Origin of the sequence: Frischella perrara, from assembly GCF_000807275.1 — a bacterium.
Lineage (GTDB): Bacteria > Pseudomonadota > Gammaproteobacteria > Enterobacterales > Orbaceae > Frischella > Frischella perrara.
This window is the reverse complement of sequence record NZ_CP009056.1, coordinates 2,676,971-2,692,351: the sequence shown is the minus strand read 5'-3', so window position 1 is coordinate 2,692,351 and position 15,381 is coordinate 2,676,971. Positions and strand designations below refer to the sequence as shown.

The 15,381-nt window shown below is 35.0% G+C and carries 14 protein-coding genes; 9 read left to right on the top strand and 5 right to left on the bottom strand.

Features of this window, described 5'->3' with window-relative positions:
- The 6 genes from mnmG to FPB0191_RS11575 all read left to right on the top strand — a co-directional run bounded on the left by mnmG (position 1) and on the right by FPB0191_RS11575 (position 6,290).
- On the top strand, positions 1-1,893 hold the full coding sequence (gene mnmG / locus FPB0191_RS11600) for a tRNA uridine-5-carboxymethylaminomethyl(34) synthesis enzyme MnmG (protein ID WP_039106337.1): 1,893 nt from the start codon (positions 1-3) through the stop codon (positions 1,891-1,893).
- Positions 1,894-1,896: 3 nt separating this feature from the next.
- Positions 1,897-2,520: a 16S rRNA (guanine(527)-N(7))-methyltransferase RsmG gene (rsmG, locus tag FPB0191_RS11595; RefSeq protein WP_039106335.1), complete on the top strand. Its 624-nt coding sequence runs from the start codon at positions 1,897-1,899 to the stop codon at positions 2,518-2,520.
- A 152-nt stretch (positions 2,521-2,672) separates the two neighbouring features.
- Complete coding sequence (gene upp, locus FPB0191_RS11590; protein WP_039106333.1) at positions 2,673-3,299, top strand: uracil phosphoribosyltransferase; 627 nt, start codon at positions 2,673-2,675, stop codon at positions 3,297-3,299.
- A 70-nt stretch (positions 3,300-3,369) separates the two neighbouring features.
- The gene (locus FPB0191_RS11585; protein ID WP_082018326.1) at positions 3,370-4,608 is read left to right on the top strand and encodes a uracil-xanthine permease family protein; all 1,239 of its coding nucleotides are present in this window, start codon (positions 3,370-3,372) and stop codon (positions 4,606-4,608) included.
- A gap of 201 nt (positions 4,609-4,809) precedes the next feature.
- On the top strand, positions 4,810-5,493 hold the full coding sequence (gene hda / locus FPB0191_RS11580) for a DnaA inactivator Hda (protein ID WP_202965349.1): 684 nt from the start codon (positions 4,810-4,812) through the stop codon (positions 5,491-5,493).
- A gap of 17 nt (positions 5,494-5,510) precedes the next feature.
- Positions 5,511-6,290, top strand: coding sequence for a Cof-type HAD-IIB family hydrolase (locus tag FPB0191_RS11575; RefSeq protein WP_039106331.1), 780 nt, complete (start codon positions 5,511-5,513; stop codon positions 6,288-6,290).
- Positions 6,291-6,354: 64 nt separating this feature from the next.
- On the opposite strand, the gene FPB0191_RS11840 is transcribed toward FPB0191_RS11575, so the two are convergent.
- The 4 genes from FPB0191_RS11840 to dprA all read right to left on the bottom strand — a co-directional run bounded on the left by FPB0191_RS11840 (position 6,355) and on the right by dprA (position 9,630).
- Positions 6,355-6,750, bottom strand: a complete 396-nt coding sequence (locus tag FPB0191_RS11840) for a DUF805 domain-containing protein (protein WP_052236966.1) — start codon at positions 6,748-6,750, stop codon at positions 6,355-6,357.
- A gap of 17 nt (positions 6,751-6,767) precedes the next feature.
- Positions 6,768-7,883, bottom strand: coding sequence for an anhydro-N-acetylmuramic acid kinase (locus tag FPB0191_RS11565; RefSeq protein ID WP_082018325.1), 1,116 nt, complete (start codon positions 7,881-7,883; stop codon positions 6,768-6,770).
- Positions 7,884-7,888: 5 nt separating this feature from the next.
- Positions 7,889-8,449, bottom strand: coding sequence for an L-threonylcarbamoyladenylate synthase type 1 TsaC (gene tsaC, locus FPB0191_RS11560; RefSeq protein WP_039106330.1), 561 nt, complete (start codon positions 8,447-8,449; stop codon positions 7,889-7,891).
- 101 nt (positions 8,450-8,550) lie between these two features.
- Positions 8,551-9,630 carry a DNA-processing protein DprA gene (gene dprA / locus FPB0191_RS11555; RefSeq protein ID WP_039106328.1) on the bottom strand — a complete coding sequence of 360 codons (1,080 nt, stop codon included), beginning with the start codon at positions 9,628-9,630 and terminating at the stop codon, positions 8,551-8,553.
- A gap of 108 nt (positions 9,631-9,738) precedes the next feature.
- Between dprA and def the strand changes: the two genes are divergently transcribed.
- The gene (gene def, locus FPB0191_RS11550) at positions 9,739-10,248 is read left to right on the top strand and encodes a peptide deformylase (protein WP_039106326.1); all 510 of its coding nucleotides are present in this window, start codon (positions 9,739-9,741) and stop codon (positions 10,246-10,248) included.
- 49 nt (positions 10,249-10,297) lie between these two features.
- Here def and proS read toward each other — a convergent pair whose 3' ends face one another.
- On the bottom strand, positions 10,298-12,010 hold the full coding sequence (gene proS / locus FPB0191_RS11545) for a proline--tRNA ligase (protein WP_039106324.1): 1,713 nt from the start codon (positions 12,008-12,010) through the stop codon (positions 10,298-10,300).
- Between the two features lie 441 nt (positions 12,011-12,451).
- Between proS and FPB0191_RS11540 the strand changes: the two genes are divergently transcribed.
- Positions 12,452-13,762: a serine/threonine transporter gene (locus tag FPB0191_RS11540; protein WP_039106323.1), complete on the top strand. Its 1,311-nt coding sequence runs from the start codon at positions 12,452-12,454 to the stop codon at positions 13,760-13,762.
- Between the two features lie 104 nt (positions 13,763-13,866).
- Complete coding sequence (locus FPB0191_RS11535; protein WP_039106320.1) at positions 13,867-15,234, top strand: L-serine ammonia-lyase; 1,368 nt, start codon at positions 13,867-13,869, stop codon at positions 15,232-15,234.
- Positions 15,235-15,381 lie beyond the last annotated feature (147 nt).

Here is a 15,381-nt window from a genome sequence, read left to right as displayed (position 1 = left end):
ATGTTTTACCCCGATCTTTTTGATGTGATCATTATTGGTGGTGGTCATGCTGGTACTGAAGCTGCTATGGCAGCAGCAAGAATGGGTAGAAAAACATTACTTTTAACCCATAATATCAATACATTAGGACAAATGTCTTGCAATCCAGCTATTGGTGGTATTGGTAAAGGTCATTTAGTTAAAGAGATCGATGCCTTAGGTGGATTAATGGCACATGCAACAGATCTCGCAGGGATCCAATTTAGGATCTTAAACGCCAGTAAAGGACCCGCGGTTAGAGCAACGCGTGCTCAAGCTGACCGATCGTTATATCGTGATGCGATCCGTATAGCTTTAGAAAATCAGCCAAACTTAATGATCTTTCAACAATCTGTTGATGATGTCATTATTGAAAATGATCGTATTACTGGTGTTGTAACGCAAATGGGCGTTAAATTTCGCGCTAAAGCCGTTGTTTTAACAGCGGGTACATTTTTAGCGGGTAAGATCCATATTGGGCTTAATAATTACAGTGGTGGACGCACAGGGGATCCTGCTTCGATCAGTTTATCAAAATCACTACACCAGTACCCTTTCCGCATTGGTCGTTTAAAAACTGGAACTCCACCAAGGATCGATGCACGTACCATTGATTTTTCACAGTTAGGTATTCAAGCCGGCGATGATCCAGTACCGGTATTTTCATTTTTAGGCGATCCTAATGAACATCCAAAACAGATCCCATGTTACATAACTTCAACAAATGAAAAGACACATGAGATCATTCGAAATAGTTTGGATCGTAGCCCAATGTATACAGGGGTAATAGAAGGAATTGGTCCAAGATATTGTCCATCAATTGAAGATAAGATCATGCGATTTGCTGATCGTGATTCTCATCAGATCTATTTAGAACCTGAAGGATTAAATAGTAATGAAATTTATCCTAATGGGATCTCTACCAGTTTGCCGTTTGATACACAGCTCGAATTTGTACGTAGCATGAAAGGATTAGAGAATGCCAACATCGTAAGACCTGGTTATGCGATCGAATATGATTATTTTGATCCAAGAGATCTGAAACCAACGCTTGAAAGTAAAGTTATAAATGGTTTATTTTTAGCAGGACAGATCAATGGTACAACGGGTTACGAGGAAGCAGCTGCGCAAGGATTATTGGCCGGTTTAAATGCAGCAAGATCCGTTTATGATCAGGAACAATGGTACCCAACACGTGATCAAGCCTATTTAGGTGTTTTAGTTGATGATCTTTGTACTTTAGGAACTAATGAACCGTATCGTATGTTCACTTCACGAGCTGAATATCGCTTAATGTTACGTGAAGATAATGCTGATATACGCTTAACTGAAATTGGTCGTAATTTAGGTTTAGTTGATGATTATCGCTGGCAACATTTTAATGAAAAACTTGAAGCGATAGAACAAGAACGTGCTCGATTACGTGATATCTGGGTTCACCCATATATTGATACTATTGATGAAGTCAATGCGGTGTTAAATGCTAATTTAACGAAAGAAGCGAATGGTGAAGAGTTACTAAAACGCCCTGAAATGACCTACAAGACATTAAAATCATTATCGCTATTTGCTCCAGGCCTGCCAGATGGATCGGCGGCTGAACAAGTTGAGATTCAAGTTAAATATGATGGTTACATTAAATTGCAAATTGAGGAAATTAAACGACAAAAACGCAATGAAGAAACGTTAATTCCTGAAGAAATTGATTATGCTGATATTTCGGGTTTATCTAATGAAGTTATCGCGAAGCTTAAACAACATAAACCTGTTTCGATAGGTCAAGCTAGCCGAATTTCAGGAATTACACCGGCAGCAATATCAATGTTATTAGTTTATTTAAAGAAAAAAAATTATATTAGTAAAAAGGCGCAGTAAGATATGTTAAAAAATCAGCTTAATAAGCTTATCAAACAAACAACATTATCAATTAATGACGCACAGATCGATAAACTGATCCATTATGTCACTTTACTTGATAAATGGAATAAAGCGTATAACTTAACTTCTGTGCGTGATCCTAATGAAATGTTAGTTAAACATATTTTAGATAGTATTGTCGTTTCGCCTTATTTAGAAGGTCAACAATTTATTGATGTAGGTACTGGACCGGGGTTACCCGGTATACCTCTTGCTATCATTAATCCTGATAAGCAATTTGATTTAGTTGATAGTTTAGGAAAACGAGTTCGTTTTTTAAAACAAGTACAATTTGAATTGAATCTTAATAATATCAATCCTGTACAAAGCCGAATTGAAATGTACAATCATAAACAATTTGATGGCGTAATAAGTCGTGCTTTTGCTTCACTAAATGATATGCTTCAATGGTGTCAACATTTACCGAATGAAACTGGCTTATTTTATGCATTAAAAAGCCAGTCTTCAGAAGATGAAATAGCGAAGCTTCACGCTCCTTTTAAATTAAAAACATGCATTAATTTAAATGTTCCGCAGCTTAATGCCGAGCGGAAATTATTAATTATTCAAGCGTCAACGTATTAATAACTTATCATAAATTGTTAACTAAACCACATAGTTAGTTATATAGGGCAGATAAATTGATTTTTATTTATTAAATTATCCATGTTACAATCTGCCGCCAGTGGTCATTTAAATTTAAATGATTAATAGATTTAATACACTGAGGTTATTCCATGAAAATTGTTGAAGTCAAACATCCCCTTGTCCGCCATAAAATTGGACTAATGCGTGAGCATGATATTTCTACTAAAGATTTTAGAGCCCTAGCCAGTGAAGTTGGAAGTTTATTAACTTATGAAGCAACCGCTAATCTGCCAACTGAAAAAGTTACAATTCAAGGTTGGTGCGGACCAATTGAAGTAGAACGAATTAAAGGAAAAAAAATTACTGTGGTGCCAATTTTACGAGCTGGTCTTGGTATGATGGATGGTGTGCTTGAACATATCCCAAGTGCTAGAATTAGTGTAGTTGGATTCTACCGTAATGAAGAAACGCTTGAACCAGTCGCTTATTTTCAAAAATTAACCTCTGATATTGAAGATCGTATGGCATTAGTAGTAGATCCAATGTTAGCCACAGGTGGATCAATGGTCGCAACCATTGATTTATTAAAACAAGCAGGTTGTAAAAATATAAAAGTATTAGTTTTAGTTGCTGCACCTGAAGGAATCAAAGCACTTGAACAAGCGCATCCTGATGTTGAGCTATATACTGCCTCAATTGATGAAAGACTTAATGAGCAAGGATATATTCTTCCTGGTCTTGGTGATGCCGGAGATAAGATTTTCGGTACCAAATAACTTTTAAACATTTAAACCGGCTTAAGCCGGTTTTTTTATACCTGTTATTTAATAAGAAGGAACGTTAAATATGGTAACTAACCAAACATCTCAAGCATCTGATCAAATTAAGCCTAGTTGGCTAGATATTGTTACGGGGGCACAAATGTTATTTGTGGCATTTGGCGCTTTAGTTTTAGTGCCCCTATTAACAGGACTTAATCCTAATGTTGCTTTATTTACAGCTGGCGTAGGTACGCTACTATTTCAAATTACTACACGTGGTAAAGTGCCTGTATTTTTAGCCTCCTCATTTGCTTTTATTGCACCTATTTCTTATGGTGTAGCACAATGGGGTATTCCTGCTACTTTAGGCGGAGTAGTTGCAGCAGGTTTAGTTTTTATGTTTTTTGCCTTTTTAGTTAAAATTAATGGTACTAATATTATTGAACGTATTTTACCGCCCGTTGTAACAGGACCGATTATTATGGTCATTGGTTTATCATTAGCGCCGGTTGCAGTGAATATGGCAATGGGTAATAGTATCGAAACTAATTTACCAAAATATCAATTAATTATTATTTCAATGGCTTCTTTAATCACGACTTTAGTTGTAGCCATACGGGCTAAAGGATTTGTTAAATTAGTTCCTATTATATCGGGTATTATTGTTGGCTATGCACTTTCATGTTGGTTTGGTTTAGTTGATTTTACTCCTGTTATTAAAGCCCCTTGGTTTTCAATACCTGATTTTACTTTTCCATCATTTAAATGGCAGGCTGTTCTGTATATGATTCCCATTGTTATAGCACCAACCATTGAACATGTTGGTGATATTATGGCAATAGGTAGTGTGACAGGTAAAGATTACACTAAAAATCCGGGATTACATAAAACGTTATGGGGTGATGGTTTAGCTACTTCAGCGGCGGGTTTCTTAGGTGGACCACCTTGTATTACCTATGCAGAGGTTATTGGTGCTGTAACATTAACGCGTAATTTTAAAACAAGAATTATGACATGGGCCGCTATTTGGGCCATTATTATGTCATTTGTCGGTAAAGTTGGCGCCTTTTTATCATCTATTCCGACCGTTGTAATGGGGGGGATTATGGTATTATTGTTTGGTTCAATTGCTTCTGTGGGAGTGAATATCTTAATTAAAAATAAGGTTGACCTCTCTATATCACGCAATATGTGTATAACAGCTTTAGTATTGGTGTTTGGTATTGGTGGGATGTTATTTGATTTTGGCAATTATGTACTACAAGGTATTAGTCTATGTGGTATTGTAGCTATAATATTAAATCTCATTTTACCTCGTAACTAAAAAATCTATGGCTAAGGTAAAAAATTATCTTAGCTAGATTTTCGTAACTTATTTAATAAGTTTGACTATTTATTTTAACTATTAAAATAATTAATCTAAGAAAATTTTTCTTTTTTGTAATGATATTGCTTTTTAGGTTTCAGAATTTATACTACATGGGTCATAAAATAGAGTGAGGTATTAACAATTAATTCCCATCAGTTGGTGTTACCTGTTTCATTACCGGATACGGAAACGTTTGCTAGTTTTTATACCGGTTATAATGAGTTATTAATCAATAATTTAAGAGCGGTTTTAAATAAATCAGGCTTCCACTGTCTCTATTTCTGGGCAAATGCATCATCTGGTAGAACACATTTGTTACACGCTGCTTGCCATGATTTATCACTTTCAAATAAGTTAATCAGTTACATTCCACTTGAACAGCATTTATTATTAACTCCAGATATTTTATTTGGTCTTGAAAATTATGATTTGGTTTGCTTAGATAATATCGATCAGATAGCAGGTTATCTGCAATGGGAAGAGGCAATATTTGATCTGTTTAATCGCTTATTAGAAAATTCTCAAGCTAAGTTATTAATCACAGGTAATAACTCGCCTAAACAAATTCCTTTTAATCTTCCTGATTTAGCTTCACGTTTGGAATGGGGACAAGTCTATCAGTTGAAAGAGCTAACTGATGAAGATAAATTAAGTGCGCTACAATTACGTGCTAAATTACGTGGTTTTGATTTATCAACTGAGGTTGGGTTATTTCTCCTAAAAAGGGTTGAGCGTGATATGCGATCTTTATTTGATATGCTAAATAAATTAGATAAAGCCACTATCGCTGAACAAAGAAAATTAACTATTCCTTTTATAAAAACAGTCTTTAATTTATAACAAAACAGGGTGGCTTAATGAATAATAAACCGAAAGCGATCGTCTTTTTTGATTTAGATGGGACATTACTAACTAGTGATATTCAAGTGGCTGATAGTACTGTGGCAGCTTTAGATAAATTACGTGCTAATCATATCATACCCATTATGGCGACCGGCAGATCCGCATTTGAAGTCAAACATATAATGCATAGAACAGGTATTGATTCTATTGTTGGCATGAATGGGCAGTCAGTAATTTATCAAGGCAAATCAATTTTTACTAATAATATTGATCCTCAGATTATTGATCGTATGCTAGAGTTTTCTCGTTCTCATACTGGTATTCCATTAGCTTTTTATAATGATCACTTGATGCGAATTTCTCAATCTGGAGAAGCAGCGAAAAAATTTTATGATTATTTGAAGCAAGCTATTCCTCAGGTTGATGATAAAATTCATCATCATAAGCCAATTCAGATGCTACTCTTGCTCTGTGAAAATGGAGAACAGATCTATCAAGATTTTTTCCCTGAACTCACCTTCATACGAAATACACCATATTGTGTTGATATATTTAATACTGGAGGCTCAAAAGCATTTGGTATTGATAAACTTCTACAAAATGCCAATTTGTATGGTATTCCTACCTATGCGTTTGGTGATGGATTAAACGACATTGAAATGTTTGAAATGGTAGATCACCCAATAGCGATGGCTAATGCGGTCGCTCCTTTGAAAGAGCTTGCTCAATTGATTACTGCTGATAATAACCATGATGGTATAGCTAAGGGTTTACAACAGTTAGGACTCATTTAATTGTAATATTGTTAATCGTGTAGGCAATCAAATAACACGATTAACAATTAAAAGAAAAATAGATTTATTCTTCTATAATTTTATTTGCTTGTTTACCATACTGATTAGGACCGGGTGTTGATGGTAAGCATGCTGAAACAATCCATACGATTAATATAGCGACAAGATATAGTAAGCATAACAACCCAGAATATCCAGCATCATGTAAGCGACGAACATTAAATGATAATGTGGATAAGAAATATCCTGCCAAAATGACAATGCACACCATCTCCCCTAAAAATCCAAGCACATTACTAAGTAATGCGCCTAAAATAATGGCTACAATAAATAATAGAGAATTGATTAGAACAAAACAACGAAATGCAACTTGACTTTCACGCCCTGTATAACAAAAAATATTTTTGTAACCATGTAGCATTACGTTGAAAACATATGAATTAAGTATTTTTTCTTTCATTGAATTATCTCCTTTTTTTAATTTGGGTATATCACGCCTAAGCTGATAGCTTTAGTCGCTCCCGTTACTGTTGTTATATTACTTGGCAAATTATGTATTCGACAATATGCTAGCCACGCAAAAGCCATAGCTTCTATGAAGCTACTATCAATATTTAATTGATCGGTTGTAAGTACTGACCAGTCTTCTAACAATTTACTAAAACGCTCAATAATAAGTGGGTTTTTAGCACCGCCACCACAAATTAATAATTCATTTGGCAAGTTATCGGATAATGTTAATTGTTTATTTATAGCTTGAATTGTCGCATTTACTGTCAGCTCGACTAAAGTTGCTTGTACATCTTTTGGTGCAGGCGTGTAATTTATCAGTTTCTTTAATAACCAGTCAATATTAAATAATTCTCGACCTGTACTCTTTGGATAAGGCATGTGAAAGTAAGGTTCATTTAATAAATGCTGTAAAAGAGATTGATTGATTATTCCAGTTTTAGCCCATTGTGCATCTTTATCATAGGGTTGATTTAAATGCCTCATTATCCAACTATCAAGCAATACATTACCCGGTCCAGTATCAAATCCAATGATAGGTTGATTGGGTGATAATACGGTGATATTGCTTATTCCACCAATATTTAAAATAATACGATTTTTATCTGGAGCACTAAATATTGCTTGATGAAATGCGGGTACTAAAGGTGCACCTTGCCCGCCATATGCCATATCTTTGCGACGTAAATCTGCAACTGTAGTAATGCCAGTTTTTGCTGCAATGATGTTGGCATCACCTATTTGCATTGTAAAAGGGTATTCACCATTCGGGGAATGATAAATTGTTTGTCCATGACAACCAATAGCACCAATTTTTTGGCTATCCAAATGATATTTATTTATAAAATTATTTATACTATCGGCATATAACTGCCCTAAACGATGGTCAAGCTCACCCAATTGTAATAAGGTACACGATGATTGTTGACATAATTGCCATAATGCCATTTTTACTTCGTTTGGGAATGGGTAACATTCACCGGCAATAAATGTAATGTTATCATCAGTAATATCAACTAATGCGATATCAATTCCATCTAAACTCGTTCCCGACATAACACCAATATAAAGTGAATTTTGCAATGGATTTATCCTTGTCGAATAATGCTGCCGGTCATAATATCACGGATTTGTGAAGGATTCCGTTGTTTTCCTGTTTCACCTTTTAGAACTGGGAATTGTTCACCAAATTGGATTGCGATCTCAGCCAAAGTTCGACAAGGAGGCTGACCAGATAAATTAGCACTTGTCGAGACTAAGGGTTTGGTAAAAGCTAAACATAGTTCTTTAACTAAAGGATGATGACTAATTCGAATAGCGATTGAATCAAATTGGCCTGTTAACCATGTCGGTGTATTTATATTTTTCTTAACAAGCCATGTTGTGGCTAAATCTCTTGGTTGATTAATTAACTCAATTTGTTTTTGAGTTAAAGATAATTTATCAAAATACGGTTCCAATTGTTTTAAATTGGCGGCAATTAATATCAACCCCTTTTCTATTGGGCGTTTTTTAAGGGCTAACAGTTGTAAAACAGCCTGTTGATTATCTGGATCGCAACCTAAACCGAATACAGCCTCTGTGGGATAAGCTATCACTTTGCCATCTTTAAGATATTGGCAAGATTGTATCAATGTGAGTGCGCTCATAATTTATTATAATAAGTCAGAGGATAAATAATTATTTATTTTAAGCTAAGTGATCTTAATCAATCAAGGTAAATAAAAAATATTGATGTAGAAATACAGACTTAATCAATAGATAAACTATGATTTCTTATATAACCACCAGTAACCGCTTTCACTAAGCCTTCAAGTTCTAACTCAAGCAATTTTATTGCTACTTCAGCAACGGGTTCTTTAATTTTATCGGCAATAATATCAATGGGCAGAGCATGATGATTAATTACCGCTAAAATATTGCTATGCAATAATGATGAGTTCTCAGTTGTAGTGCTTATACTCTGTTTTCGTATCCAACTTAATTGATGTGTATAATGTTCTAAAATATCATTGGGTTCCGTCACTAAATAAGCACCCTGTTTTATTAGCCAATGAGTACCATTACTATTACTATGATCGATAATGCCGGGTAGAGCAAACACATCTCTATTTTGTTCTAATGCATAACGCGCCGTTATCAATGAGCCACTATTACACGTAGCCTCAACGACAAAAGTACCTAAACTCAAACCACTAATAATGCGATTTCGTCTTGGATAATATTCCGCTCTAGCCTTAATGGTTGGTAAAAATTCAGAAATAATAGCGCCATCATTGGCTAAAATAGCTTGGGCTAAATAAGAATTTGTTTTTGGTGTAATATAATTTAATCCACTAGCTAAAACAGCAATGGTTTTACCTTTTACATCTAGTGCACCACGATGACTAATTGCATCAATGCCTAATGCTAATCCACTAGTAATAGTTAGCCCATTAATGGCTAATTCGCCAGCAAAATAACGCCCCCACTGTGCGCCATAATCAGTAAATTGGCGACTACCAACCATGGCTATTTGAGGAGAAATTAAAAGCGCTGGATTACCAATAACAAATAAACAGAGAGGCGCACTGCTGATGAATTTTAATTGTTCAGGATATAATGGATCATCCCAGCTAATAAGATAATGATTATCCTGATTTAACCATTCCAAGATTGATTTTATATCAAATTGATAAAATTGGCTGATTTGTTCTTTACTTAATTGACAGTGTTGGAATACAAACTGTTCATCTATATTATCAGATGAATTTTGTAGATACCTGATTAGTTTTGATGGTTTTTTATGAGATAACATTGAAAAACGAATCAATAATTCATATTTATTCATAAAACATAATTTAATTAATAGAAATTAATAGACTATTCATTAGTTTAAATAGTGTTTAAACTATGGAGAATTTAAAAAATTTAGAGTGAGAGGCAAATCGAAAAATTTATGGCTATATTACCGGTATTACGTTTTCCTGATGAAAGACTACGCAAAGTAGCAAAACCTGTTGAAGTGATTACAGATGAAACACAACGAATAATCGACGATATGACTCAGACCATGTATGAGCAAGAAGGAATTGGCTTGGCAGCAACTCAAGTTGATATCCATCAACGGATTATTGTTATTGATGTATCAGAGAATCGTGACGACTTATATGTCATTATTAATCCAGAAGTAATCAGTAAAGAGGGTGAAACTGGAATTGAAGAAGGTTGTTTATCAGTGCCTGAATGTCGTGGATTTGTACCAAGAGCAGAAAAAATCAAAATTAAAGCCCTTAACCGTCATGGGGAATTTTATGAAATTGATGCTGATGGAATCCTAGCCATTTGTATTCAACATGAAATGGATCATTTAATAGGCAAACTCTTTGTTGACTATTTATCACCATTAAAGCGTCAACGTATTGAGCAAAAAATGAAGAAATTAGCGCGGCTAAATTCAAAAAATTAAGTTTTTATATTTGTAAAAAGTGGGCTTGATTGCCCACTTTTGAATCTGGTTACATTTTATTTTTAATAAAATCAATCAGGTTCTCAATTTTAATCATTTCTTTTATACCACTAGCACGATGCTTATATTCTACTTCGCCATTGGTTAAGTTTCGCTCGCCAATTACGATAGTATGTGGAATACCAATTAATTCTGCATCAGCAAACATAACGCCAGGGCGTTCTTTACGATCATCAAATAAAACCTCAATACCCAGATCTTGTAGTTCAGCATACAGCTTTTCAGCTGTTTGTTGTACTTGTACTGATTTATGCATATTCATTGGAATAATCGCAACAGTGAATGGCGCAATCGCTTCTGGCCATATAATCCCTCGATCATCATGACGTTGTTCAATAGCCGCGGCAACAATGCGACTAACGCCAATTCCGTAACAACCCATAATCATGACATGGTTTTGACCATCTTCACCTTGTACTGTAGCATTCATAGCTTGAGAGTATTTTGTACCCAATTGGAATATATGTCCGACTTCAATACCACGTTTAATTAAAAGTGTGCCCTTGCCATCTGGACTCAAATCACCTTCCACCACATTACGAATATCGGCGACACGTGGCAATGCAACATCACGCTGCCAGTTAATATTAAAATAGTGCTTACCATCAATATTGGCGCCAGCAGAAAAATCGCTTAAAACAGCCACTTCACGGTCAATAATAATAGGTAATGTTAAATTGACAGGACCTAATGATCCAGGACCTGCACCAATAGCAGAACGAATCTCTTCTTCACTGGCAAATTCTAATGGTGAAGCAACAATATCTAGTTTTTCAGCTTTTATTTCATTTAAGGTGTGATCACCGCGTACTAATAATGCAACAAACTCATGCCCACTCTCTTTACTTGCTTTAACAATTAATGTTTTAACTGTTTTTTCAATCGCTAAATCAAATTGAGTCACAAGTTCATCAATTGTTTTTGCATTTGGTGTATCAATTAATTTCATGGCTTCGGTCGCTGCCTCTAATATTGCGGTAGGCGCTAATGCTTCAGCCATTTCGATATTTGCCGCGTAATCAGATTCGGTAGAAAAAACAATATCATCTTCACCACTATCCGCGAGAACCTGAAATTCATGAGAAGAACTACCACCAATTGAACCTGTATCAGCACGGACAGCACGAAAATCTAGTCCAATACGGCTAAAAATAGCGCTGTAAGCTGCATACATATCATCATACGTTGCTTGTAAAGATTCTTGTGAAGTATGGAATGAATAAGCATCTTTCATGATAAACTCACGTGAACGCATAACGCCAAAACGTGGTCGAACTTCATCACGGAATTTAGTCTGAATTTGATAAAAATTAAGCGGAAGTTGTTTGTATGAACTGACTTCATTTCGGATTAAATCGGTTATAACTTCCTCATGAGTTGGACCTAAAACAAAATCACGATTACCTCGATCTTTGATACGTAATAATTCTGGACCATATTGCTCCCATCGACCACTTTCTTGCCAAATATCGGCTGGTTGCACAACTGGCATTAATACTTCGATAGCGCCGATTTTATTCATCTCTTCACGGACAATTTGTTCAACTTTTTTTAATACACGGTAACCAGTGGGAAGCCAAGTATATAAACCGGAAGCAACTTTACGGATCATACCGGCGCGTAACATTAATTGATGACTAATCACTTCAGCATCAGCTGGGGTTTCTTTTAACGTAGAAAGTAGATATTTACTGGTTCGCATGAATTTGTCCCACAAAAATAATTGACTTATTAATTTAATAAAATGTTAGCTAGTTTAGCAGTAGCTAACGCAACACTAAAGCAATTTTATTGCGATTTTTTTAATGCTAAAAGATTAAGTGTAAACTCATATCATAGTCAATAAGAATAAAATAAACCTGAAATGTTGGTATATGGCTTATGATAGTAAGTATTACCGCAGTACAGTTGTAGTATGGTATCTCTATCATGATGCAAAAAATTGATTTAATTTAAAAAATAACATACTAGCTGATTACTCTAGATTAAAATAAGACAATCAAAAATAAATTTAGCAATAGTGTTTTATAAAATTTTGATTAATAATCAATTTTTTTTGTAAAAAATTAACGTCAGAAAAGGTTATTTTTGCTATTATTTTTAACCTTTTAAAAAGTAGGATAATTAACAAATCAATACAATTATGAATAATAAAACTGTAACTCAAACTGAAGATAATCAATCGCAGTTTACCAATAACACACTCCCAAAATGGCGATCAAGTGATACTGTTTGGATGTTAAGTTTATATGGCACGGCTGTGGGTGCGGGTGTGTTATTTTTGCCAATTAATGCCGGCGTGGGTGGACTCATTCCACTGCTTGTCATGTTACTATTAGCTTTTCCTATGACCTTTTTTGCTCATCAGGCCTTATGTCGATTTGTACTGTCTGGAAAAGATCACGATAGTGATATTACTGATGTTGTTGATCAAGCCTTTGGTCGGACTATTGGTGATGGTATTACCTTTCTTTATTTTTTAGCTATTTATCCAATTTTATTGGTCTATAGTGTTGGTGTAACAAATACTGTCGATAGTTTTATCGTACATCAATTAGGTATGACTTCACCTCCACGAATATTATTATCTTTTATACTGTTGGCTATTTTAATGTCCATTGTTCATTTCGGTGAGAATTTGATTGTAAAAGTCATGTCAGTGTTGGTTTTTCCTTTCTTAACTGTATTAATGTCATTTGCATTATTTCTTATTCCGGAATGGAATACTTCAATATTCGATAATTTTTCATGGTCAGGTAACGCTACTAATCAAACGCAAAGTATTTGGCTCACGTTATGGTTAGTCATTCCTGTTATGGTTTTTTCTTTTAATCATTCCGCGATTATATCTTCATTAGCCGTCACTAAGCGTAAAGAATATGGTGATCGTTACGCTGAACCTAAATGCAGTAAAATTATTGCTGCGAGTAATGTGATGATGGTTGCCACAGTGATGTTTTTTGTATTTAGCTGTGTATTATGTTTAACACCGGCTGAATTACAGGAGGCAAAAGCACAAAATATTTCGATATTATCATATTTGGCGAATCGGTTTAATTCACCTATTATTGAATATGTTGCACCACCAATTGCATTGGTTGCTATGTCAAAATCTTTCTTAGGTCATTACTTAGGGGCAAGAGAAGGTTTTAATGGTATAGTGTCTAAAACATTACGTTATAAGCAAAAAACCATTAAAACGAAGCAACTAAACAATATTACTGCTATTTTTATGTTTATAACTACTTGGTTAGTTGCGACGCTTAATCCAAGTATTTTAGGATTAATTGAATCATTAGGTGGCCCTGTTCAAGCGATATTATTGTTCTTATTACCTATGTATGCTATCCATAAATTGCCTAAATTAGCCCAATATCGAGGCAAATTACGAAATATCTTTATTGTAATTACCGGATTGATTGCAATTTCAGCCACATTATATGGCTTGATATAATTTAATCATTATTAATGAATAATAATGATTAACCACTAAGTAAGTTATTGATATTTAATTATCGAATTTATCAAGAATTGTTCGATAATGTGAAGGAGTGGGCGGTGAGCTCTGTATTTGATATATTTAAAATTGGTATTGGTCCGTCAAGTTCTCATACTGTTGGACCAATGCGCGCAGGCAAATTACTGATTGATGAATTAATTGATAAGGAATTAATGTCGTCGGTAACAACGATTGTAGCAGATGTATATGGTTCTTTGTCTTTAACTGGTAAAGGTCATCAAACAGATATAGCTATTATCATGGGGCTAGCAGGCAATCAACCTGACACTGTCAATATTGATGCAATTGCTGGTTTTATTGCTCAAGTGCAACAAAGCGAACGATTACCCATTTATGATGGTCAATATGTGATTGATTTTCCTTTAGATCGCTGTATGAATTTTCATAGTGACTTTCTACTATTACATGAAAATGCAATGACATTAACAGCTTATCAAGGTAAGCAGGCTATTTTACAAAGAACTTACTATTCTGTTGGTGGTGGAAAAATAGTTGAAGAGCAAGAATTTCGTTCAACAGACTCTTCTTCTATCGATGTGCCATTCCCTTTCTCAAGTGCAGAAAAGTTATTGCAATATTGCATTAATAATTCATTATCTATTTCGACGATTGTCTTAAAAAACGAATTATGCTATCACCGTTATGCTGAAATTGAAGCGTATTTCATGCGTGTTGGTAAAACGATGCAAGACTGTATTGATCGCGGTATTCATACGGAAGGATTATTGCCCGGACCATTAAAAGTACCACGTCGCGCTAATGCACTTTATCGGCAATTGATTGCTACTTCACAAAATATGATTAGTGATCCGATGATCGTCATAGATTGGGTAAATATGTTTGCATTAGCTGTTAGTGAAGAAAATGCCGCGGGAGGGCGAGTTGTTACGGCACCAACTAATGGAGCATGTGGCATAATTCCCGCAATACTGGCTTATTATGATAAGTTTGTCACGCCAATGACTCCTGATAGCTATGTGCGATTTTTCCTAACATGTGGAGCAATTGGTCAACTCTATCAAACCAATGCTTCTATATCCGGTGCCGAAGTTGGTTGCCAAGGCGAAGTCGGAGTAGCATGTTCAATGGCTGCTGCTGGATTAGCTGAATTATTGGGAGGGAATCCCGAACAAGTTTGCATTGCAGCGGAGATTGCAATGGAACACAATTTAGGCTTAACCTGCGATCCGGTAGGTGGGCAAGTACAAGTTCCATGTATCGAAAGAAATGCAATTGCTGCTGTTAAAGCCATTAATGCCACGCGTATGGCATTAAGACGCACTTCTGCTGCTAAGGTTTCACTTGATAAAGTGATTGAAACAATGTACGAAACAGGGCGTGATATGAACGCTAAATATCGAGAAACATCGCGTGGTGGTTTAGCGATTACTATAAAATGTGAGTAATTACTTACTTATAAAATCAAGCACCCTAAGGTGCTTGATTCTTTAAAATAAATCTGTTTTTCCCTTTTAACGCCCTAAACTCAATATGTTAAGCAATATCAACGGAATAATATCGAATTAAGATTTCGATATCCTATTTATTTTAAT

What these genes read in the sequence shown, in the direction of transcription:
- rsmG (WP_039106335.1), top strand. Translation starts at nt 1,897, where the DNA reads ATGTTAAAAAATCAGCTTAATAAGCTTATCAAACAAACAACATTATCA.
- def (WP_039106326.1), top strand. Translation starts at nt 9,739, where the DNA reads ATGGCTATATTACCGGTATTACGTTTTCCTGATGAAAGACTACGCAAA.
- FPB0191_RS11585 (WP_082018326.1), top strand. Translation starts at nt 3,370, where the DNA reads ATGGTAACTAACCAAACATCTCAAGCATCTGATCAAATTAAGCCTAGT.
- tsaC (WP_039106330.1), bottom strand. Translation starts at nt 8,449, where the DNA reads ATGAGCGCACTCACATTGATACAATCTTGCCAATATCTTAAAGATGGC.
- FPB0191_RS11840 (WP_052236966.1), bottom strand. Translation starts at nt 6,750, where the DNA reads ATGAAAGAAAAAATACTTAATTCATATGTTTTCAACGTAATGCTACAT.
- upp (WP_039106333.1), top strand. Translation starts at nt 2,673, where the DNA reads ATGAAAATTGTTGAAGTCAAACATCCCCTTGTCCGCCATAAAATTGGA.
- mnmG (WP_039106337.1), top strand. Translation starts at nt 1, where the DNA reads ATGTTTTACCCCGATCTTTTTGATGTGATCATTATTGGTGGTGGTCAT.
- FPB0191_RS11575 (WP_039106331.1), top strand. Translation starts at nt 5,511, where the DNA reads ATGAATAATAAACCGAAAGCGATCGTCTTTTTTGATTTAGATGGGACA.
- FPB0191_RS11540 (WP_039106323.1), top strand. Translation starts at nt 12,452, where the DNA reads ATGAATAATAAAACTGTAACTCAAACTGAAGATAATCAATCGCAGTTT.
- dprA (WP_039106328.1), bottom strand. Translation starts at nt 9,630, where the DNA reads ATGAATAAATATGAATTATTGATTCGTTTTTCAATGTTATCTCATAAA.
- proS (WP_039106324.1), bottom strand. Translation starts at nt 12,010, where the DNA reads ATGCGAACCAGTAAATATCTACTTTCTACGTTAAAAGAAACCCCAGCT.